Annotated in this window: 21 protein-coding genes; 11 read left to right on the top strand and 10 right to left on the bottom strand. The window is 57.8% G+C overall.

All coding sequences use genetic code 11. The annotated features are described in order from the left end of the window. Window positions 1-128: 128 nt before the first annotated feature. Window positions 129-1067: a LysR family transcriptional regulator gene (locus tag HWX89_RS19105; RefSeq protein WP_178340839.1), complete on the top strand. Its 939-nt coding sequence runs from the start codon at window positions 129-131 to the stop codon at window positions 1065-1067. 15 nt (window positions 1068-1082) lie between these two features. Here HWX89_RS19105 and HWX89_RS19100 read toward each other — a convergent pair whose 3' ends face one another. Then, complete coding sequence (locus tag HWX89_RS19100) at window positions 1083-1985, bottom strand: methylenetetrahydrofolate reductase (RefSeq protein ID WP_138793818.1); 903 nt, start codon at window positions 1983-1985, stop codon at window positions 1083-1085. Window positions 1986-2073: 88 nt separating this feature from the next. After that, on the bottom strand, window positions 2074-2850 hold the full coding sequence (locus HWX89_RS19095; protein WP_138793924.1) for a formyl transferase: 777 nt from the start codon (window positions 2848-2850) through the stop codon (window positions 2074-2076). A gap of 179 nt (window positions 2851-3029) precedes the next feature. On the opposite strand from HWX89_RS19095, the gene HWX89_RS19090 reads away from it, so the two are divergent. Beyond that, on the top strand, window positions 3030-3191 hold the full coding sequence (locus HWX89_RS19090) for an entericidin domain-containing protein (protein ID WP_138793817.1): 162 nt from the start codon (window positions 3030-3032) through the stop codon (window positions 3189-3191). Between the two features lie 137 nt (window positions 3192-3328). Beyond that, window positions 3329-4081 carry a phosphodiester glycosidase family protein gene (locus HWX89_RS19085; RefSeq protein ID WP_138793816.1) on the top strand — a complete coding sequence of 251 codons (753 nt, stop codon included), beginning with the start codon at window positions 3329-3331 and terminating at the stop codon, window positions 4079-4081. Between the two features lie 19 nt (window positions 4082-4100). Here the strand turns inward: HWX89_RS19085 and HWX89_RS19080 are convergent, their stop codons facing one another. After that, entirely contained in the window at window positions 4101-4451 is a 351-nt protein-coding gene (locus HWX89_RS19080; RefSeq protein ID WP_138793815.1) for a hypothetical protein, read from the bottom strand. Window positions 4452-5144: 693 nt separating this feature from the next. On the opposite strand from HWX89_RS19080, the gene HWX89_RS19075 reads away from it, so the two are divergent. Together HWX89_RS19075 and HWX89_RS19070 are read left to right on the top strand one after the other, a co-directional pair. After that, a complete protein-coding gene (locus tag HWX89_RS19075; protein WP_138793814.1) occupies window positions 5145-6548 on the top strand; it encodes an L-serine ammonia-lyase in 1404 nt (467 codons plus the stop codon). A gap of 70 nt (window positions 6549-6618) precedes the next feature. Further along, window positions 6619-7056 (top strand): DUF1489 family protein, encoded by a 438-nt coding sequence (locus tag HWX89_RS19070; protein WP_138793813.1) that lies wholly within the window; start codon window positions 6619-6621, stop codon window positions 7054-7056. Between the two features lie 115 nt (window positions 7057-7171). On the opposite strand, the gene HWX89_RS19065 is transcribed toward HWX89_RS19070, so the two are convergent. The 3 genes from HWX89_RS19065 to HWX89_RS19055 form a co-directional block, all read right to left on the bottom strand. Further along, the gene (locus HWX89_RS19065; protein WP_138793812.1) at window positions 7172-7780 is read right to left on the bottom strand and encodes a transglutaminase-like cysteine peptidase; all 609 of its coding nucleotides are present in this window, start codon (window positions 7778-7780) and stop codon (window positions 7172-7174) included. A 617-nt stretch (window positions 7781-8397) separates the two neighbouring features. After that, window positions 8398-9015, bottom strand: a complete 618-nt coding sequence (locus HWX89_RS19060; RefSeq protein ID WP_138793811.1) for a PilZ domain-containing protein — start codon at window positions 9013-9015, stop codon at window positions 8398-8400. 142 nt (window positions 9016-9157) lie between these two features. Further along, entirely contained in the window at window positions 9158-9691 is a 534-nt protein-coding gene (locus tag HWX89_RS19055; protein ID WP_138793810.1) for a PAS domain-containing protein, read from the bottom strand. A 307-nt stretch (window positions 9692-9998) separates the two neighbouring features. Between HWX89_RS19055 and HWX89_RS19050 the strand changes: the two genes are divergently transcribed. Then, entirely contained in the window at window positions 9999-10745 is a 747-nt protein-coding gene (locus HWX89_RS19050) for a rhomboid family intramembrane serine protease (RefSeq protein ID WP_138793809.1), read from the top strand. 149 nt (window positions 10746-10894) lie between these two features. Then, window positions 10895-11329: a CBS domain-containing protein gene (locus HWX89_RS19045; RefSeq protein WP_138793808.1), complete on the top strand. Its 435-nt coding sequence runs from the start codon at window positions 10895-10897 to the stop codon at window positions 11327-11329. A 54-nt stretch (window positions 11330-11383) separates the two neighbouring features. Here HWX89_RS19045 and HWX89_RS19040 read toward each other — a convergent pair whose 3' ends face one another. From HWX89_RS19040 to folE, 3 genes are all read right to left on the bottom strand, one after another. Beyond that, a complete protein-coding gene (locus HWX89_RS19040) occupies window positions 11384-12319 on the bottom strand; it encodes a patatin-like phospholipase family protein (protein WP_138793807.1) in 936 nt (311 codons plus the stop codon). 196 nt (window positions 12320-12515) lie between these two features. Continuing rightward, on the bottom strand, window positions 12516-12968 hold the full coding sequence (gene hisI, locus HWX89_RS19035) for a phosphoribosyl-AMP cyclohydrolase (protein ID WP_138793806.1): 453 nt from the start codon (window positions 12966-12968) through the stop codon (window positions 12516-12518). Window positions 12969-13005: 37 nt separating this feature from the next. Continuing rightward, window positions 13006-13632: a GTP cyclohydrolase I FolE gene (gene folE, locus HWX89_RS19030; RefSeq protein ID WP_138793805.1), complete on the bottom strand. Its 627-nt coding sequence runs from the start codon at window positions 13630-13632 to the stop codon at window positions 13006-13008. A gap of 275 nt (window positions 13633-13907) precedes the next feature. Here folE and HWX89_RS19025 point away from each other — a divergent pair, with 275 nt between their 5' ends. The 4 genes from HWX89_RS19025 (at window position 13908) to thrS (ending at window position 17397) form a co-directional block, all read left to right on the top strand. Then, complete coding sequence (locus HWX89_RS19025; protein WP_138793804.1) at window positions 13908-14366, top strand: iron-sulfur cluster assembly scaffold protein; 459 nt, start codon at window positions 13908-13910, stop codon at window positions 14364-14366. Window positions 14367-14368: 2 nt separating this feature from the next. Next, window positions 14369-14728: a membrane protein insertion efficiency factor YidD gene (yidD, locus tag HWX89_RS19020; RefSeq protein WP_138793803.1), complete on the top strand. Its 360-nt coding sequence runs from the start codon at window positions 14369-14371 to the stop codon at window positions 14726-14728. Continuing rightward, the gene (locus tag HWX89_RS19015; protein ID WP_138793802.1) at window positions 14725-15267 is read left to right on the top strand and encodes a DUF1697 domain-containing protein; all 543 of its coding nucleotides are present in this window, start codon (window positions 14725-14727) and stop codon (window positions 15265-15267) included. Before yidD ends, HWX89_RS19015 begins: the two co-directional genes overlap by 4 nt. Window positions 15268-15393: 126 nt before the next feature. Next, window positions 15394-17397, top strand: a complete 2004-nt coding sequence (thrS, locus tag HWX89_RS19010) for a threonine--tRNA ligase (RefSeq protein WP_138793801.1) — start codon at window positions 15394-15396, stop codon at window positions 17395-17397. 113 nt (window positions 17398-17510) lie between these two features. Here the strand turns inward: thrS and HWX89_RS19005 are convergent, their stop codons facing one another. After that, the gene (locus tag HWX89_RS19005) at window positions 17511-18491 is read right to left on the bottom strand and encodes an RgsD C-terminal domain-containing protein (protein ID WP_138793800.1); all 981 of its coding nucleotides are present in this window, start codon (window positions 18489-18491) and stop codon (window positions 17511-17513) included. Window positions 18492-18500: the final 9 nt, after the last annotated feature.

The raw sequence follows: 18500 nt of genomic DNA, 5'->3' as shown, positions 1-18500 counted from the left end.
TTGCTTTTCCGCCCACCAGGGGAAGCGGAGAACTTGGCGAGGTGGACGCCATGAATGTCGTGCATTCTTTGCTGGCGCCTCCTTGTTGACTGGGATCGTGCAGGATTGTTGACATTCAATCAAACGAAATGATATCCATCTATAAATCAAAATATTTGAAGGTGAGCGCTATGACCGTTACGTTCCGCCAACCCCTGCCGTTGTTGGACAACGACATTTTGAGAACCTTCGTGGCGATTGCCGAAACCGGAAACTTTTCCACGGCCGCCGAAGTGGTGTTCAGAACGCCATCCGCCGTTTCCATGCAGATCAAGAAACTTGAGGAACAGTTGAAGACGACGCTGTTCCTGCGCGATGCCCGCTCCGTGACGCTGACGGCGCATGGCGAGACGCTTTTGACCTATGCGCGACGCATGATTGCCTTGTCGAACGAGGCCGTGTCGCGCTTTGTCATGCCGGAGCTTTCTGGCGTCGTGCGCCTCGGTGCGCCTGAAGACATTGGTGAGCGCGGGCTTCTGCCCGGCATTCTCAAGCGTTTTGCCGAGGCGTTTCCGGGAATCATGATCGATGTCACGATCGATTCCAGTTCCAATCTCTATAAGCGCATGGATGAGCGGCGTCTCGATCTGGCGCTTGTGAACTGTGCCTCCCATCCGCTGCGCGATACCGGCGAGGTGCTGATGCGCGAACGTCTTGTCTGGACGGGGGCAAAATGCGGAACGGCCCATCTTCGCGATCCGCTGCCGATTTCCATATGGGAAGAGGGTTGCATCTGGCGTTCCGAGGCAATCAACTCGCTTGAAAAGCGCGGGCGCAATTTCCGCGTCGCCTATCTCAGCGGTCACACCATGGCGCAGCGTGCGGCGATCATCGCCGATCTCGCCATTGCGCCGTTGCCGCGATCCTATGTGCAGAACGACATGGTCATTCTCGGGGACAAGGAAGGGCTTCCCGAACTCGGCTGTTTCGATATTCGCCTGATTGTCGGTGAAAAGCCGTCACGCCCCATCCAGGCCGTTGCCGAGAGCATTCGCAACGCGTTTCTGGATGCTGCCAAAGCCGCCTGATGGTACGAAGGACCCTTACCCGGCGAGAGAGCCGGGTAGGTTATCACGGTCGTCGGCGTTCGATTGCCAGCTTCCGCGCTCCCTCAGCCATTCTGCCGATTTTTGCAGCCCGCCGAATGGGAAGACATGAATCTGGCGGATGGGGCCTGCCGGGTTTTCCTGCCAGTGTCTCTCGATCGGGCCGACAACACCTTCCGGCGAGTGGCCCTTGGCCAGCGCGGTCAGGGAGAGCTCGTTCTTCTTGAGATAGGCGATCGAATTGCCGACCCCGCATAATGCTGCGTATTTCACCAGAGTGGTGATCTTGGCCGGGCCGGAAACGCCGATATGCACAGGCAGATCGATGCCGGAGGCGGCAAGGCCTTCCGCCCAGCCTATGAAGCGGGCAGCGTCAAAGCCGAACTGCGTGACGATATGCATCGAGGCGTCGCTGCGTTCGGCAAAATCTTGCTTGAACTTCAGGGCTGCGAGTGCGGTCTCCTCACTGAAATCGGGGCTGCCCTCCGGGTGACCGGCAACGCCGATACGCCTGATGCCGAGACTGTCGAAGATTCCCGTTTCCAGAAGCTCCATGCTGGACGAGAACGGGCCTGCGGCCTTGTCCACGCCGCCGCCAATGACAAGCACATCTGTCAGCTCCGCTTCGTCGGCGAGACGTTTGACCAGCGTCTCGAACCTGTCATGCGATGGCAGCCTGCGGGCGGCAAAATGCGGAACCGGGTTGTAACCCAGATCGCGCAGATGCTTCGCGGCCTCGACAAGCCTGTCCTGTGACGTCGGTCCGAGGTCGGTCAGGTAGACGGCGGTTGCGGGCGGAAAGAGGTTTGCGAGGCTCTCGGAGCCCAGCACCTGCGCCGGTGAGGCTTCTATGGAGGCTGAAATTCTGGACAATTTGTGCATGTTCCTTTTGATTATCATGCACGTTTTTTGCGGTTGCGTCTTTACCCGTTGCGGCAAGACAGCCTTGCATCTGCGACGCGGCTTGGGCGCTTTGCCCGGTGACGGATCACCAGATGCGTCGCGTCACGCCGTTCCACAGCCAGGTCCACAGCGGCGGCGGATATCGCAGTACGGATTTTCCCGGCAGAGGCGGCTGCGGCGACAGGCTACCTGACAGTGCATCCTCGATGGCGCTGACGGCGATATCGATCGATCCGGCTGTGAGGAGCAGGGGGTAGGTGGAGATCGTGTCGTTGCGTGCCGGTTTCAGGCGCATTTCATAAAGCGTTGCGCCTGTGTCTACGCCCTTGTCGACGAGATGCACCGTCGCACCGAAATTGCCTTTGTCATTTTCCACCAGTGCCCAGTAACCACCCATCTGGCCACGATAGGCCGGGTTTATACCGGCATGAAAGTTGATGACGGGGCATTCAAAACTTGCCAGTGTCCTGGGCTTCAAGATCCGGCACGAGATGGTAAAAATCACGGCAGGTTGCAGTTTTTCGGTTGCCCTGTGGCAGTCTTCATCGTTCAGGGAGGAAAAGCGCGCCACCGGGATCGAGCTGCCGATTTCTGCGTTGAGGCCGTGTTCGGCAATGATCTCAGCCGTTCGTCTGGCGGTGAAACGTTTGCCGAGCCTCGAGGCAACCATCGTGCCCATCTGGCCTGCGGCAGTCAGCCAGCCGAGGCGGCGTGCACGACGCTTGAAAATCTCTCCTTTGCCCTCAGGGTTTTCCAGAAAAACATGGATATCCGGAAAATGCGTCGCGAGAGCGTTGATCATCACGTTCGGGTTGGCACCACCCGCCGTCATCACCAGCAATCGCTTGTTCGGTTCACTCATTTCGTTCACGCGCTTTTTCCAGTTTGAAAGACCATGCCTGCAGAGCTTCAAAACCCGGTTAATTTTGCGGTTGTATTTTTTGAATTGCCGATGGAACCGTTTTTTACGGCTCACGTTACTGTGAGGCTTATCACATTGGTGCTTGCCCTGGAGCGGCAAGCCTTAGGGGAGTTATTCACATGATCACACGCATCGTTTCTGTTTTTGCCGTCGCCATCGTAACAGTCGTGACACTCAGCTCTTGCGGCAACACCATCCGCGGCGTGGGCCGGGATACGGCAAATGCTGTTGATGCGACGCAGGACGCCGGCCGCAGCGTAGATCGCGCCGCCCGTCGCTAAGAATTCTTCCCTTTTCCGGATAGGGCGTCACCCTGCATGCAGGGCGGCGCCTTTTCTTTGCCCGCATTCTGCCCGCAACGTCCGCGCTGAAAAGAATCGCGCCGTTGCATTGGCGCGAAGGCGTGAACGGACAATTGATGAAAAGACTGATGACGTGGCTGGTGCCGCTGCTGTTGCCGTTCTCGGCTGATGCTGGCGCGCACCCGGATTTTTGCAAGGCCATTGACCACGCCGGCGGCCGCTATCTTGTTTGCAGTTTTGATCCGACCCGAAGCGACATCCGGATCTATGATCGCGACCATGTCTCCGGCGAGGGGTATGGCTCTTTTGCCAGTCTCTCGTCCGGCCTGTGGCGACAACACATGTTCAGCGTCTTTGCCATGAATGGCGGCATGTACCATCAAGACTATTCGCCGGTTGGGCTCTTCATCGAAAACGGTATCGAGCGCTCACCGATTGTCACCAATGATGGTTGGGGCAATTTCCATCTGCTGCCGAACGGGGTGTTTTACCTCAACGGGCAAACGGCCGGCGTGTTGGCGACAGAAGCCTATGTTGCGGCGGGAATGAAGCCGGATTTCGCGACGCAGTCCGGGCCGATGCTGGTGATCGACGACCAGCTTCACCCACGTTTCCTGCCGGATAGCGACAGTTTCAAGCGTCGCAACGGTGTTGGCGTCTCGCGCGACGGCTTTGTGCATTTCGTGATCTCGGAAAGCACGGTTCGCTTCTACGATTTCGCCACCCTGTTTCGCGATGTGCTCGATTCCCCTAACGCGCTTTATCTCGACGGCACGATTTCGAGCGTCGACATACCGGCGATGAAGCGCCGGGATTCGCTGTTTCAGATGGGGCCGATCATCGCCGTGGTCGAGAAGGTGCCGGATTGAAACCCGGTAGCCTGACGCCTCAGATCGGCGCCTTGGGGTAGGCTTTCTCAAGGCCGGCCGATTTTGTCAGGCCTTTGCGGAATGCCAGATAGGCCGGATGCTGGCCGGCTTTTGCCGTCTCTGCCAGCCTGATCTGCAGGCGGGCAGGCGCGTTGGCGCCGATCCACTCACCGCAGGCTTCCAGTTTCAGGCTGTTCAGGAAAGGCGCTCCCGCCTGCTGGTCGAGATAAAGATGGACGCCTTCCAGCAGGTTTTCGTCCTGCACGGCATTTTCCATCAACAGTGCGAGCCAGGATTTGTCCTCTGCAGACAAGGACGCCAGTTTCGACGCTACGGTTTCGCGATCGGGAAAAGATGACGCTGCTTGCATCGACTGTGTTGCCTCGTTTCCAGTTCAATTTTTCGACGGGATAAAGCAGCGGGACGGGGCTTTCAAGCCCTTGGCAGCCGTCGCCGAACAGAGGTTATCAACAGCCCGTTTTGCGCTGCATTCATCGAACAGTTACACTTTGGTCTAAATTGCGGCGGTCGGAAAATCGGGCGGGAAAAATGCCCGCTGCTAAGGCCTTGTTTTTTCATGTAGCTATGCGCCTCGCGAATGGCAGCTTATCGCAAATGCCTACATTTCGCCGTTTTTTGCATTTGCGTTCGCCGCGAGATTTTAATAAATGCTTCACCAACGGGCTGAGCTGAAGGCCGCCCGGAGAGTGAACAGCTGGAGTAATCATGGAAGAAACCGCTCAGAAATCTTGCTGGGGCGTTACACTACGCGCACTTGCAGGCTTTGCCGCATTTCTCGCATTGACGTACATTTTTGGCAGCCCATAAGCATTCTCCTGAATGACAGGTTTTGAAACGGCACGGTTCTCCTCTTGAGACCGTGCTGTTTTCGTTTTGGCTTCGAATATGTCGCAGCCGTTTCAGCCCATGACGCTCTTCGTTCTTGCCGACACGTCGGATTTTTCCGAAAATTGCGTTCTGCCTTTCGGGCCAATGCACCGGTGGCGATCCGTCAGGGCATTGGATATGATGGCCATGTGAATCTATTCTTCAGGGCAATGTCATGTTTCTTTCGGTCTTCGACGTCTTCAAGATCGGTATCGGTCCTTCGAGCTCTCATACGATGGGGCCGATGACCGCAGCGAACCGTTTTCTCGATCTCATCCTCAGCGATGAATGGCCACGCCCTGCCGGCGCCACCGTTGCCCGTTTCCGCGTCACGCTGCATGGATCGCTTGCCTTTACCGGTATCGGACATGGAACCGGCCGCGCGGTGATCCTGGGCCTGACGGGTCAGCGTCCCGATCTCGTCGATCCGGATGCGATGGACGGCATCATTGCCGAGGTCGAGAAAAGCGGCATTGTCTCGCCGCCCGGCCATCCGTCCTACATCTTCCGTCCGGCGGAAGATCTTGTCTATGACAAGAAGAACCCTTTGCCCGGCCATGCCAACGGCATGACCTTCTCGGCGTACGACAATCAGGACAGGCTGCTTGTGAAGCGCATCTATTATTCGGTCGGCGGCGGCTTCGTCGTCACCGACACGGAACTGGACGCCATTCGTCAGCGCGGCAAGACCATCGATAATGGTCCGCGCGTGCCGTATCCGTTTGCCACAGCAAGAGAAATGCTCGACATGGCGCAGCGCTCCGGCCGCACCATTGCGCAGATGAAGCGCGCAAACGAAGAAACCGTCGTGTCCCGTGACGAGTTGAATGCTCGTCTCGACCAGATCTGGGAGGCGATGAACGGCTGTATCGAGCGGGGGCTGAAAGTCGAAGGCATCATGCCCGGCGGTTTGAAGGTTCGGCGCCGCGCCCATTCCATCTATGAAAAGCTCAATGCCGAATGGCGCAGCAACCGGCTCAATCCGGTCATGGCGAATGACTGGCTGAGCGTTTATGCAATGGCGGTGAACGAGGAGAACGCCGCGGGCGGACGTGTCGTTACTGCCCCGACCAACGGTGCAGCCGGCGTTGTGCCGGCAACGGTACGCTATTTCCGCCATTTCCACGAAGATGCAACGGTCGACGATGTCAGGGACTTTCTGCTGACGGCTGCGGCCATCGGCGGCATCATCAAGCACAATGCCTCGATTTCCGGCGCGGAAGTCGGCTGTCAGGGGGAAGTGGGCTCTGCCGCCGCCATGGCTGCGGCGGGACTTGCCGCCGTCATGGGCGGTTCGCCAGAGCAGATCGAAAATGCTGCTGAAATTGCTCTCGAGCATCATCTCGGCATGACCTGCGATCCGATTGCCGGTCTGGTGCAGGTGCCCTGCATCGAACGCAATGCACTCGGCGCCGTCAAGGCGGTTACGGCGGCATCTCTGGCGCTCAAGGGCGATGGCCAGCATTTCGTGCCGCTCGACGCCTGCATCGAGACGATGCGGCAGACGGGCAACGACATGAGCGAGAAGTACAAGGAAACTTCGACCGGCGGTCTGGCCGTCAACGTCGTCGAATGTTGAACTGCGGGACTTCAGGTCCCGCCCGCATTCCCATGCTTGACGCCCAGGCCAAAAAGGCATTGATAGAGCCATGCCTCTCCATCTCATAAAACTCTGCGTCGGCGCGGATTCGATCGAGGACCTTCGGGACTGGGTATCGCAGCGCTCGCTTATCAATATCGCGGCAGGCCTTGAGCCGCACAGCGTCCATACGACCCGGATGATACCCAAGCGCGTCGAAGAGCTGCTCGATGGCGGCTCGCTCTACTGGGTCATCAAAGGGCAGGTGCAGGCGCGCCAGAAGCTTCTCGATATTCGCTCCTTCAAGGGTGAAGACGGTATTTCCCGCTGCGATCTGGTGCTCGGCCCTGAGGTGATCGAGACGTCACCTGCGCCAAAACGCCCGTTTCAGGGCTGGCGTTACCTGAACGATCCCGAAGCGCCACGTGATCTCGGCGGAACGAGTAGCGGCGGCGAAGATATGCCGCTGGAGCTGAGACGGGAACTGGCTGAACTCGGCCTTCTCTGAGCCGTCTTTCAAGTCTTGCTGAATCAGAAAAGCCGGTCCCGCTGGGGGGCCGGCTTTTCTTTTACAGGGAGTTCTTGTCCGCCGACGTTTCAAGGCCGGCGATGGTCTTTTCTGATCAGTTGATGCCGCCGACCGCCGTGGTGGCGCGGCCGTCCTGAATCTTCACCCAGCGGCCCGGATTGGCGCTGTCCTGACGCTTCAGGTAGGTGTACTCCGTCTCAGACCAGTTCATGACCTTGTTGCGCATGTTATCGAGAATGAAGTCGCCGCGGTCGGTGCGAACCGTCAGAACGGCATGGCCCTGGCCATTTGGCTGAAGAACGACGGTGATGAGCAGGTTGGAAGGGGAGATGCCCTTGTTCATCAGCATCTTGCGCTTCAGCAAAACAAAGTCTTCGCAATCGCCAGCCGTGGTCGGGTAAGCCCAGCGCTCTTCAACGCCGTAGATTTCCATGTCGGTCATCGGTGTGATCGTGGTGTTCACGGTATAGTTGACGTCAAGAATGGTCTTCCAGCTATCTTCCGTCAGCTTCATCGGGCCGTTGTCGAGCGAGGTCGGACGGCATTCGCTCTGATAGGTCTGGCAGAACTCATAATGGCCGATCGGCGGGTTGGCTTTGCCGATGACGCGCATGACGGCTGCCGGTGACGCGAAAGCCTGCTGTGCGAAGGCGCTGGCGATGAATGCAATCAGAAAGAAACCGAAACGCTTGTTCTTGTTCATTGCTTGTCTCCCTGTGTTGGGGAGACATTCGCATGTATATTTTGACCGTGCGGAAATATAGGCGGGTCAATTTGAGCTTCGTTTTAAGCAAATTTGCCGTTGTTTTGAGATGTATTTTCGATTGTTTTTAGGTTTATTTGAATCGAATTTTATTACAATTTTATCGATCTCGTCGTTAGCCTTCTGGTAGGTATCTATCTCTCTGTATAAAATGATTTTTTTGGGTTTCGTCAGAACTGAGAGCCTCAGGGAATGCATGAGAAAAGCTGTGGTTTTTGAGGATACTTCCCATTTTGGGATGACCGTTTCAGCTTGGTACAGCCAGAAAAGGCATCGAAAAAAATCTTCGAAAAAATGATTTTTTTTGGGAAAAATACTTGGAGCGGGTTTCTCGTCCTGGGCTCAGCGTGGAATCCGGTCAGAAATGGTACAGGCCGATGGCGCATTTGCGGTTCTGTTCACGAACGGGCTCAGAACGTTGTCGCAGTTCTCGTGCCGTCTCTGGCTCTGCCCGTGACTGCGGATCTGGCGTTCGCGTGCCGCAAACGAAAAAGCCTGCCGTGGGAACGGCAGGCTTTTATAATCTGATGCTGAACGCGGTCGCGACGGTTTGCGGTTCAGAGAAATTCGATCAGTGCGTCGGCCGACTGAACCCGGTCGAACTCGATGGCGACGCCCTCCATGAAGTGTCGGACGATCTTGCCGGTCATGTGCTTGCCAAGCTGGACCCTGCTGCCGAGATCAGGGCGGTCGTCGATTTCGACGGCTGCACCCGATAGCGACAGGTCGATAAGACGGCATGGCACGAGCGCGCCGTCTTCCAGCATCAACTGAGCCTTGGCGTTGCGTGGCGTCAGACGGTCGTGGCGACGGTCTTCCGGCAGGCCAAGCATCTGGCGCTTGGCGATCCAGGCGAGCTGGGCTGCGAGCTTTTCACGTTTGCGCTCGGGCGCATTGATGGCGATGATAAAGCCTGCCGTCGTTACGGTGACGATTGTACCTTCAATTCTGCCGATGTGCTGCAGATAGGCAATCACTCGATCACCGTTGCGTGCCATGGCCGAGCAGGTGAACTGCGCTTTTTCAGCGGTCATTTCCGTTGCGGTGCAATCATATTCCTGATGATCGGGCAGCATCAGCCGACCCGAGAAACCGATGCGAACGGCATTCTCGATACCGGTCTCCTCGACCGGGCGGACGACAGGGGCTGTATTGATCGAACGGGATGAGAACATTGGCCGCAATATAACGATAAAAGACGATGATTGATTGTCTTTACCGCATCCGAGTTAACAGACCATGTTTGTTAAAGCATAGAATTCTCACCAGTTTTGCGGGTCTTGTCTCTTTTGGTGACACATGGGCCACCAGCACGCTTCAGGGGTGGCGATAACGATCCAGCGGCTCGCTGCCGAAGGTTTCGATGCGCAGGAGATTGCTGCTGATTAACGCCATGCTGTCGATCGGCGACGCAAATTCAGGGCGGGGCTTTTCCGGGAGGAGGGCTCCCAGAAGCCTTGGCGCTTCGCTGTGATCCGATCGCAGCGGCAGCAGCAGCATTTCGAAATTCAGCGGCGATGGCGCATACTCATCCTCGGCCTCGGCGGTGAACAGCACGGGCAACGCGTGTTGCATGACCCCCTGGGCGATCCGGCAGGCAAAGGCGGCGTTTTCCGCAAGCCAGAGGTCCGAGAAACTGCTGTCGCGAAGTTCGCGGCCGAACAGGGCGCAGACGCGGGTTCCCGCCAGGCGAAAGCGTGGACACGCCTGTCCGGCGTCCGAGAGGATGAAGAGATCTCCCAGATGGTGTTTCAGCTTTACCGGATCGATATCTTCACGCTTCGGGGCGGATCGTCCGCCGCGCAATTCGTTCCAGTAGGCGTATATGTCCAGGCCAGCCGTGTGCTTCATCGCATTCGTCCTTGTTCTCTTTTGGGACATTCATGTCCCTCAGGATGCCTCCTGAAGAGAGTGATGCGATTTTCATGCCAGCACATTTCGTTAGGGTTAACAGATGGTTGACGTTGCCTTGCCCGTGCTCGCATGGCAACCACAGGCCTGATGACGGGATAGCACTCTCCATCAGCACAATTGATGAATGACCGTCCCTGAAGGATGTGTCTGCAGCCGTTCCGCCTCGGGGGAACGGCTTTTTTTTCGCTGTTGCTTCCTATATTGGTCGGAGAGCAGAAACTTACCCAACGCCAAGGATGGGATCATGTCTTATGAGGACGGCGAGGTGCCGCCGGAGTCCGTATCGCCAAGGCCGAAAGACGATGATCGCAATCCTCCTGTCTTCAATCTGCCGCCATTGCTGGTGGGGATTCTGGCGGTGCTGCTGGTCGCCTACGTCGTGCCGACCTATCTGCTGTCTGAAGATGGGTACGGCTGGTTCATCTTCACCTTCGGTTTCATTCCCCTGCGTTACGCCGTGCCATTTTCGCAGCAGGCTCTGGAATGGCTCTGGACGCCGGTTACCTATTCATTCCTGCATGGCAGCGTGGAGCATATTCTGTTCAACGGATTGTGGCTGATGGCGTTTGGTGCGCCTGTGCTGCGTCGCATCGGGACATGGCGTTTCATTTTGCTCTGGGCCGTTTCGGCGGCTGTGGCGGCCTTTGGTCATGCCTTCCTGCATTGGGGCGATGTCACGGTACTGATCGGTGCGTCCGGTGTGGTTTCGGCTTTGATGGGGGCGGCTTGCCGCTTTGCGTTCCCGCCGCGTGGCGGTTACAGCGCCTCTTTCGGTCACCTGATGCCACGGCAGACCATCTTCGGCGCATTGACGAACAAGACTGTGCTGATCTTCACCCTGATGTGGTTGCTCGGCAATATTCTCATTGCCGTGGGCGTGCCGCTGTTCGGTGACATGGCTGGTGAAGTTGCCTGGGATGCCCATATTTTCGGTTTTGTCCTCGGTTTTGTGTTTTTTGCGCTTTTCGATCGGCAACCGGTGCGGCTCTAGGCCTTTTCCCGCGCCTTTTCGGGAATATCAGCGCGCTTTTTCATCGGGATATTGCTTTCGTCGGTGCCTCAGCGCACCATGTTCGCATGATCGGATAACGCTCGTGGAGGATACGGAGCGTTGCCGGTCACAGGCGAAAGGAGGAAGGCATGCCAACATTCGTGAAGGATCTTCTCGACCGTAAAGGGCGGGATGTCGTAACCGTGGGACCGGACGTGACGATCGGCGAAGCGGCGGGAACGCTGCATTCAAACCGTATCGGCGCTGTCGTCGTCACGGACGCCGAAGGTGTCGTTCTGGGTATTTTCACGGAACGTGATCTGGTGAAGGCTGTGGCAGGACGGGGCGCAACGTCCCTTCAACAATCCGTATCGCTGGCGATGACGCGCAACGTCATTCGCTGTCGTCACACGTCCACAACGGACGAGCTGATGGAAATCATGACCGGCGGACGGTTCCGCCATATCCCGGTTGAAGAAAATGGACGTCTCGCCGGGATCATTTCGATCGGTGACGTGGTGAAGGCCAGAATCGGCGAAATCGAAGCCGAGGCCGAACAGATCAAGGCCTATATCGCCGGCTAGTCCGCTGGCATGGAGGAGGCGCTTGTAACAGCGCCTCTCAATACTGTCTGATCGTTAGCGCTTGAGCGCCTGTTGCATGCGCTCAAGCTCTGGAATGCGTGATCGTGTTTCTTCATAACCGCGATCGATCGCTTCACTGGCGCGATGGAATTCCGAAAGACCAATTTCGTTGATACGTGGATGAAGCATCAGGTCGGGCGGATCGCCTGCCAGGCGCGAGCGCGAAATCCTGTCCTGAATGATGTTGAACGCCTGCACCATGACGCCCGGCAGGCCAAGCCGCGATTGTCCCGAGGTTGAAGGCGGCGACCCCGGCAGCCCGGCTGTATGCTTGACGACGGCGGAACGGCCGAAAAGGTCGTAATTGAGGTTCACGGCCACCACGAGCGCCTGTTCGTAGGCACGACACACAGATACCGGAACGGGATTGACCAGGGCGCCATCGATCAGCGTGCGTCCATTGCACTGGACGGGCTCGAAAATGCCGGGCAGGGCGTAGGATGCGCGCAAGGCGGTGATGAGATCGCCCTGGTGAATCCAGACTTCATGACCGGTACGAAGCTCCGTTGCGACGGCAATGAAAGGGTGGGCGAGGCTTTCGATGCTATGGCCTTCCAGATGCTCCTGCATACGCTTGGTCAATCGCATGCCGCCAAATAGGCCGCCGCCACCAATCGTCAGGTCGAGCAGTCCGGCAATGCGGCGCATCGTCAGAGAGCGGGCGAATTCTTCCAGTTCATCAAGTTTTCCGGCCAGATAACAACCGCCGACGAGCGCGCCTATGGAGGTACCGGCAATCATGCCGATCTTGACGCCCGCTTCATCAAGGGCGCGCAGCACGCCGATATGAGCCCAGCCGCGTGCGGCGCCGCCACCGAGCGCCAGTGCAATGCGTCGCGTGTCCACGTTCTCGTTGACGATGGATGTCTCACCGGTGATGTCTTCGGAAGGCAAGACAGGATTGTTGCGATTGTTTCCCCATCCCAGCATAACCGCACTCCCTGTCAGTTTACGGGGCGCACGCACTGCCTGCTTCAAGCGGGTAAGAAAACGCGCACCACTGCTTCAATCGACGCGCTACGTCCAAAGCGGTTGGGCTGTCAGACGCGACGCCGGGAAACCGATATCCTCCCGGTCTCCCAGTTTATTGGTAGCAAATTGGTGCGGCGTGGGGAAGGTCGCGTCTTTACGCCTTCGAATAGGTTTCCGCCGGATCGAAGTGACGGGTGTCGTCGGTGATCTTCGTGACGGCCTGGCCGTTTTCGATTTCGACGGTGCGGTAGAAACAGGAGCGTCTGCCGGTGTGACATGTTGCGTCATGGCCGGCGACGGACACTTTCAGCCACACTGCGTCCTGGTCGCAATCGGTGCGGAATTCCTTCACGGTCTGAAGATTGCCGGAGGTCTCACCCTTCTTCCAGATCTTGTCGCGCGAGCGGCTGTAATAATGCGCAATGCCTGTTTCGAGCGTCAGTGCCAGGGCCTCGGCATTCATATGCGCGACCATCAGCAATTCGCCGTCGCGTGCGTCTGTCACCACTGCGGTGACAAGGCCGTTGGCGTCGAATTTCGGAGAGAAGGCGCCGGAATTTTCGAGGACTTCCTTGTCCGCGGAGGCGGAGGCAAAGGTCAAGGACATGCTGATGAACCCCAGGGGAAGGGGCGGGAAGTCGCGTTCAGCGGTTCCGCGCCATGGTCATGAAACGTACCTGCTCTGCAGGGTCGGTCTTGAAAGCGCCGGTAAAGCTCGTCGTCAGGGTCGAAGAACCCTGCTTCTGCACACCGCGCATCGACATGCACATATGCTCCGCGTCGATCATAACCGCAACACCGCGTGGCTTCAGCGTGTCTTCCAGCGCATTGGCGATCTGTGCGGTCATGTTCTCCTGCGTCTGCAGGCGACGACCGAAAATCTCGACCAGGCGGGCTATCTTGGAAAGACCGAGCACGCGACCGGACGGCAGATAGGCGACATGCGCCTTGCCGACGATCGGCACCACATGGTGTTCACAGTGCGAGTAGAAGGGAATGTCGCGGACGAGAACGATGTCGTCATAACCGCCGACTTCCTCGAAGGTTGTGCCGAGCACGTCTTCGACGCTCTGTTCATATCCCGAAAACAGCTCTTTATAAGCCTTGGCAACACGCTTCGGCGTGTCCAGCAGTCCCTCGCGCTCCGGGTTGTCACCGGCCCAGCGAAGGAGCACGCGTACGGCTTCTTCCGCTTCCGCCTGGGTTGGGCGTGCACCGGCCGCGTCAAGTTTTGCGCCAGCGGCTGGGAAGTTCTTCACGATCGCATCCATTCCGTATCTCCCGATGCGGGTAAAGGCCGCACCTGAAATTAAATCTCTCGGCGGAGCACGTCTTGCCCGCCTTCGTTGCTATCTGGTTGTTTTCCGGCATTTTGGCAAGACCGGCAGCGTTTTTTCGGCTCTGCTGCGGCGAAATTACGCCAACTTGATATCCAGATCAGTGGTTAGCATATAATGATATGCGTGGGCAGAAAAGCTTCACCGCTGTAGACGCAGTGTTTGAAAAAATCGACCTGTCTTACCTTGAGTGCACCGGATGGCTGACGATGGACGACATATATAATAACCGCATTCTCGAGTTCGCCGGAAACATTCCGCTGATCGGCGTTCTTGACGATGCAGATGCCAGTGCCGAAAAACACTCCAAGCTCTGCGGATCGAAGCTCAAGGTCTATATCAAGGTCGACAACGACATCGTCACCGGCTTTTCGCATGAGGTGCGTGCCTGTGCACTCGGTCAGGCATCGGCATCCATCATGGCCCATCACGTCATCGGTGCGACCAGCGCCGAGATACGGCAGGCGCGCGAGGATATGCTTGCCATGCTGAAGCAGGGCGGTGAGGGCCCGACAGGTCGTTTCGCGGATATGCGGGTGCTTTCGCCTGTCAGGGATTTCAAGGCGCGCCACGCATCGACGATGCTGACATTCGAGGCCGTGGTCGATGCACTCGATCAGATCGAGGCCCGTGCCGCTGCCGCTCCGGCCATGAACGTCGCGGGCTGACAATGTGCGGTGAACCGGGTTGTCGCCACGATATCCCCAAAGGGAGACATCGGCAATCGCGCAACTGGCAGGGGTCGTTTGCCAAGACGCCCGGACGGCTTTTCGGCATGGGTTTCATCCGGCTTTACCAGCTCACGTTTTCCGGTTTCATTGGCAACTCGTGCCGACATATCCCGACCTGTTCAGAATTCGGCTACGAGGCCATTGCCCGCCACGGGCTCTGGGCTGGGGGCTGGATGACGCTGTTCCGGGTCGGGCGTTGTGGTCCGGGCGGCACCAGCGGTCTTGATCCGGTGCCGGAGCAACTGTCGTCTCGCCACCATTGGGCTATGCCGTGGCGCTATTGGAGCCGTCACCGATGAGCGATTGCACTTATGTCGCTCTGCTGCACAGCATCGTGCTGGGTGCTGGCAAGCGGCTCATAATGGCTGATCTGCGGGCGATGGCTGAGGCGCTGGGATTTGCCGAATGCAGAACGCTGGTCGCAACCGGCAATCTGGTGTTCCGCGCGCCTGAAGCTACTGTCCGCAATATCGAGGATATGCTTGAGCAGGCCTTCGAAACGCGGTTCGGAAAACATGTCGATATTCTGGTGCGTTCTGCCCACGACTGGCTGAGGCTTGTGGCGGACAATCCGTTTCCGTATGGCAATCCGCCGGATGTCTCCGTGCGGGTGATGCGGGAACCGCTGGGCAACGATGTTCTCGGATTGCTGGAAAAATATCGCGGGCGGGAAAAGCTCGCTGTCGTTGGTGGCGACCTGTGGATCGATTTCTGCGGCAAGGCAAACGAGAGCAGGCTTCTGTCGGTCTTGACCACGAAAAGGCTCGGGATCGGAACGACTCGTAATGCCAATACGGTCAATGGAATTTCCGCCATGCTCCGTGACCGAACCTGTTGAATCGCCCTTCGCCTTTGACTGGAATGGCAAAAGCCTTTATCAGCCAGCGTGCCTGCGTCACGCAGGGCGATTATCATTCCAACACCACCCGCATTCGTTGGCGGGACTGGACAGGAGAAGTCTACAATGTCTGAATCCGTTTCCCTTACATTTCCCGATGGTTCCGTGCGCAGCTACCCGGCTGGCGCGACCGGCCGTGATGTGGCCGAATCCATTTCCAAGTCGCTTGCAAAGAAGGCCGTCGCCATTGCGCTGGACGGCACCGTGCGCGACCTTTCCGACACCGTAACGGATGGCAAGATCGAGATCGTCACACGTGAAGACAGCCGTGCGCTCGAACTCATCCGTCACGATGCCGCTCACGTCATGGCCGAGGCCGTGCAGGAACTGTGGCCCGGCACGCAGGTGACGATTGGCCCGGTGATCGAAAACGGCTTCTATTACGACTTCGCCAAGAACGAACCCTTCACGCCCGACGATCTGCCGAAGATCGAAAAGCGGATGAAGGAGATCATCCAGCGCAACAAGCCGTTTACCCGCGAGATCTGGTCGCGTGACAAGGCCAAGGAAGTTTTTGCCGCCAAGGGCGAAAACTACAAGGTCGAACTCGTCGATGCGATCCCGGAAGGGCAGGACCTGAAGATCTATTATCAGGGCGACTGGTTCGATCTTTGCCGCGGTCCGCATATGGCCTCGACTGGCCAGATCGGCACGGCGTTCAAGCTGATGAAGGTTGCAGGCGCTTACTGGCGTGGCGACAGCAACAACCCGATGCTGACACGCATCTACGGTACTGCCTGGGCAACACAGGAAGAACTGGACAACTACCTGCACATTCTTGCCGAGGCCGAAAAGCGCGACCACCGTCGCCTCGGCCGCGAAATGGACCTGTTCCATTTCCAGGAAGAAGGTCCGGGCGTGGTGTTCTGGCACGGCAAGGGCTGGCGTATGTTCCAGACCCTGACGGCCTACATGCGTCGTCGTCTGGCCAACACCTATCAGGAAGTCAACGCGCCGCAGGTGCTCGACAAGTCGCTGTGGGAAACCTCCGGTCACTGGGGCTGGTATCAGGAAAACATGTTCGCGGTAAAATCCGCCCATGCGTTTACCCATCCCGATGACGAGGAAGCCGATCAGCGCGTCTTCGCCCTTAAGCCGATGAACTGCCCCGGCCACGTGCAGATCTTCAAGCACGGCTTGAAATCCTATCGTGAAATGCCGGTCCGTCTGGCGGAGTTTGGCAATGTGCATCGTTACGAAGCATCGGGCGCTCTGCACGGTCTGATGCGCGTGCGTGGCTTCACGCAGGACGACGCGCACGTCTTCTGCACGGAAGAGCAGATGGCGGCTGAATGCCTGCGAATCAACGACCTGATCCTGTCGGTCTATGAGGACTTCGGCTTCAGCGAGGTTGTCGTGAAGCTCTCCACGCGTCCTGAAAAGCGCGTCGGTTCCGATGACCTGTGGGATCGCGCCGAAAGCGTGATGACGGATGTGCTCAAGACCATTGAGGAGCAGTCTGAAGGCCGCATCAAGACCGGCATCCTGCCGGGCGAGGGCGCTTTCTACGGTCCGAAGTTCGAATACACCCTGAAGGATGCCATCGGCCGTGAATGGCAGTGCGGCACGACGCAGGTTGACTTCAACCTGCCGGAACGTTTCGGCGCCTTCTATATCGACCATAACTCCGAAAAGACGCAGCCGGTGATGATCCACCGCGCCATCTGCGGCTCGATGGAGCGTTTCCTCGGCATCCTGATCGAGAACTTCGCCGGCCACATGCCGCTGTGGTTCGCGCCGCTTCAGGTCGTCGTCGCAACGATCACCTCGGATGCGGACGATTACGGCCGTGAAGTTGCCGAAGCTTTGCGTGAGGCAGGCATGGCGGTCGAAACCGACTTCCGCAATGAGAAGATCAACTACAAGATCCGCGAACACTCGGTCACGAAGGTTCCCGTCATCATCGTATGCGGTCGCAAGGAAGCGGAAGAGCGTACGGTCAACATCCGTCGTCTCGGTTCGCAGAACCAGACTTCGATGACGCTGGACGAAGCGATCTCGAGCCTGGTCGAAGAGGCGACACCGCCGGATGTAAAGCGCAAGCGCGCTGCCAGGAAACAGGTAGCATAATCAGGAACGGCCCCTTCGGGGGCCGTTTTCTTTTGTATTTCGTCTCGAGAAAATGCGCTGCCCAAAAGCAGTCACGCTCAGGTTCAAAGCCGAACTGACGGAAATATGAGGGCCTATTCGAAGTCGCCGCTGACGTCTTCCGGCGCCTGGTCCTTCATCAGAACCTCGACATCAACATCGCGGCCAGAGGTGACCTTGAAGTTGCGCTGGTAGACCTTGTCCTTGTTGCGGGCAATGGCGGTATATTCGCCTTCGGCCAGAACCATGGTGGAGAAGGCGCTGACGCTTTCGTTGACGACGTCGCCGCCGCCGCTCAGAACCGACCATGCCGTATCGGCAATGGCTTCGCCACCTTCTTCAGAGACCAGTTTGAGCGTGATCTGGGCGGCGTGGTGCTGCAATGTTGCTTCGGTCAGTTTCCCGGCGTCAACCTGGATGTCGGCGCGGACGACGGCGTTGACGTTGCCGTATTCGGAAACGACATGGTAGGTGCCGGCGTTGAGACGAACGATCGTGTTCGGCTTGATATCGGACATCACGAGGCCGCGTTCCCCATCCGGTTTGACCTCGGAAGAATAGACCGCGAATTTGAGCTGGGTGCCGGTGATCTGCTTGTCGGTACCGGCAACGGCGTTCAGCAGAAATCCGCCGGCGTCGAGAATCAGCACCTGTTTGTCGACATTGCCGGAATTCGGCACCTGCAGTTTCTTGGTCACGCCGGCACGTCCGAACGACACGTTGACGAAATATTCGCCGGGCACCAGATGGAAGGCAGCCGAACCGCCTTCGGAGCTCGCCAGCATCGGCAGCTTTCCGTCAGCACCGGGAATAGGGCTGAAAACGCGCCAGGACAGGCCTTCCTTGACCGTGTCGCCATCGTTGGTCAGCTTGGCTTCCATGACGATATCGCGCGTGGTGTTTTCAGGTGCGGCAATGACGGAGGGGGCGGAAAACGCATTGAGCTTCGGCATTTTCGGGGTGCCGCCAAGCTGCTTGAATTCCTTGAATGCGTCTTGCGAGAAGGCGGCTTCAGTGTGAATACCAAACGCGACCAACGCGATTGTGAAGCAGGTCGCGAACTTGATTGCCGTCATTTCTCGTTC

The sequence above is a fragment of the Rhizobium sp. RM genome, from assembly GCF_013390595.1.
GTDB lineage: Bacteria > Pseudomonadota > Alphaproteobacteria > Rhizobiales > Rhizobiaceae > Agrobacterium.
This window is presented reverse-complemented; position numbering and strand designations above follow the sequence as displayed.

Bases quoted from the DNA above. Each gene is read 5' to 3' on its own strand.
- HWX89_RS19055 (WP_138793810.1), bottom strand. From the start codon at position 9,691: ATGAAGCACACGGCTGGCCTGGACATATACGCCTACTGGAACGAATTG.
- thrS (WP_138793801.1), top strand. From the start codon at position 15,394: ATGTCTGAATCCGTTTCCCTTACATTTCCCGATGGTTCCGTGCGCAGC.
- HWX89_RS19100 (WP_138793818.1), bottom strand. From the start codon at position 1,985: ATGATAATCAAAAGGAACATGCACAAATTGTCCAGAATTTCAGCCTCC.
- folE (WP_138793805.1), bottom strand. From the start codon at position 13,632: ATGGATGCGATCGTGAAGAACTTCCCAGCCGCTGGCGCAAAACTTGAC.
- yidD (WP_138793803.1), top strand. From the start codon at position 14,369: ATGTGCGGTGAACCGGGTTGTCGCCACGATATCCCCAAAGGGAGACAT.
- HWX89_RS19070 (WP_138793813.1), top strand. From the start codon at position 6,619: ATGCCTCTCCATCTCATAAAACTCTGCGTCGGCGCGGATTCGATCGAG.
- HWX89_RS19045 (WP_138793808.1), top strand. From the start codon at position 10,895: ATGCCAACATTCGTGAAGGATCTTCTCGACCGTAAAGGGCGGGATGTC.
- hisI (WP_138793806.1), bottom strand. From the start codon at position 12,968: ATGTCCTTGACCTTTGCCTCCGCCTCCGCGGACAAGGAAGTCCTCGAA.
- HWX89_RS19060 (WP_138793811.1), bottom strand. From the start codon at position 9,015: ATGTTCTCATCCCGTTCGATCAATACAGCCCCTGTCGTCCGCCCGGTC.
- HWX89_RS19090 (WP_138793817.1), top strand. From the start codon at position 3,030: ATGATCACACGCATCGTTTCTGTTTTTGCCGTCGCCATCGTAACAGTC.
- HWX89_RS19075 (WP_138793814.1), top strand. From the start codon at position 5,145: ATGTTTCTTTCGGTCTTCGACGTCTTCAAGATCGGTATCGGTCCTTCG.
- HWX89_RS19085 (WP_138793816.1), top strand. From the start codon at position 3,329: ATGAAAAGACTGATGACGTGGCTGGTGCCGCTGCTGTTGCCGTTCTCG.
- HWX89_RS19050 (WP_138793809.1), top strand. From the start codon at position 9,999: ATGTCTTATGAGGACGGCGAGGTGCCGCCGGAGTCCGTATCGCCAAGG.
- HWX89_RS19040 (WP_138793807.1), bottom strand. From the start codon at position 12,319: ATGCTGGGATGGGGAAACAATCGCAACAATCCTGTCTTGCCTTCCGAA.
- HWX89_RS19025 (WP_138793804.1), top strand. From the start codon at position 13,908: ATGGACGACATATATAATAACCGCATTCTCGAGTTCGCCGGAAACATT.
- HWX89_RS19105 (WP_178340839.1), top strand. From the start codon at position 129: ATGATATCCATCTATAAATCAAAATATTTGAAGGTGAGCGCTATGACC.
- HWX89_RS19095 (WP_138793924.1), bottom strand. From the start codon at position 2,850: ATGAGTGAACCGAACAAGCGATTGCTGGTGATGACGGCGGGTGGTGCC.
- HWX89_RS19005 (WP_138793800.1), bottom strand. From the start codon at position 18,491: ATGACGGCAATCAAGTTCGCGACCTGCTTCACAATCGCGTTGGTCGCG.
- HWX89_RS19080 (WP_138793815.1), bottom strand. From the start codon at position 4,451: ATGCAAGCAGCGTCATCTTTTCCCGATCGCGAAACCGTAGCGTCGAAA.
- HWX89_RS19015 (WP_138793802.1), top strand. From the start codon at position 14,725: ATGAGCGATTGCACTTATGTCGCTCTGCTGCACAGCATCGTGCTGGGT.
- HWX89_RS19065 (WP_138793812.1), bottom strand. From the start codon at position 7,780: ATGAACAAGAACAAGCGTTTCGGTTTCTTTCTGATTGCATTCATCGCC.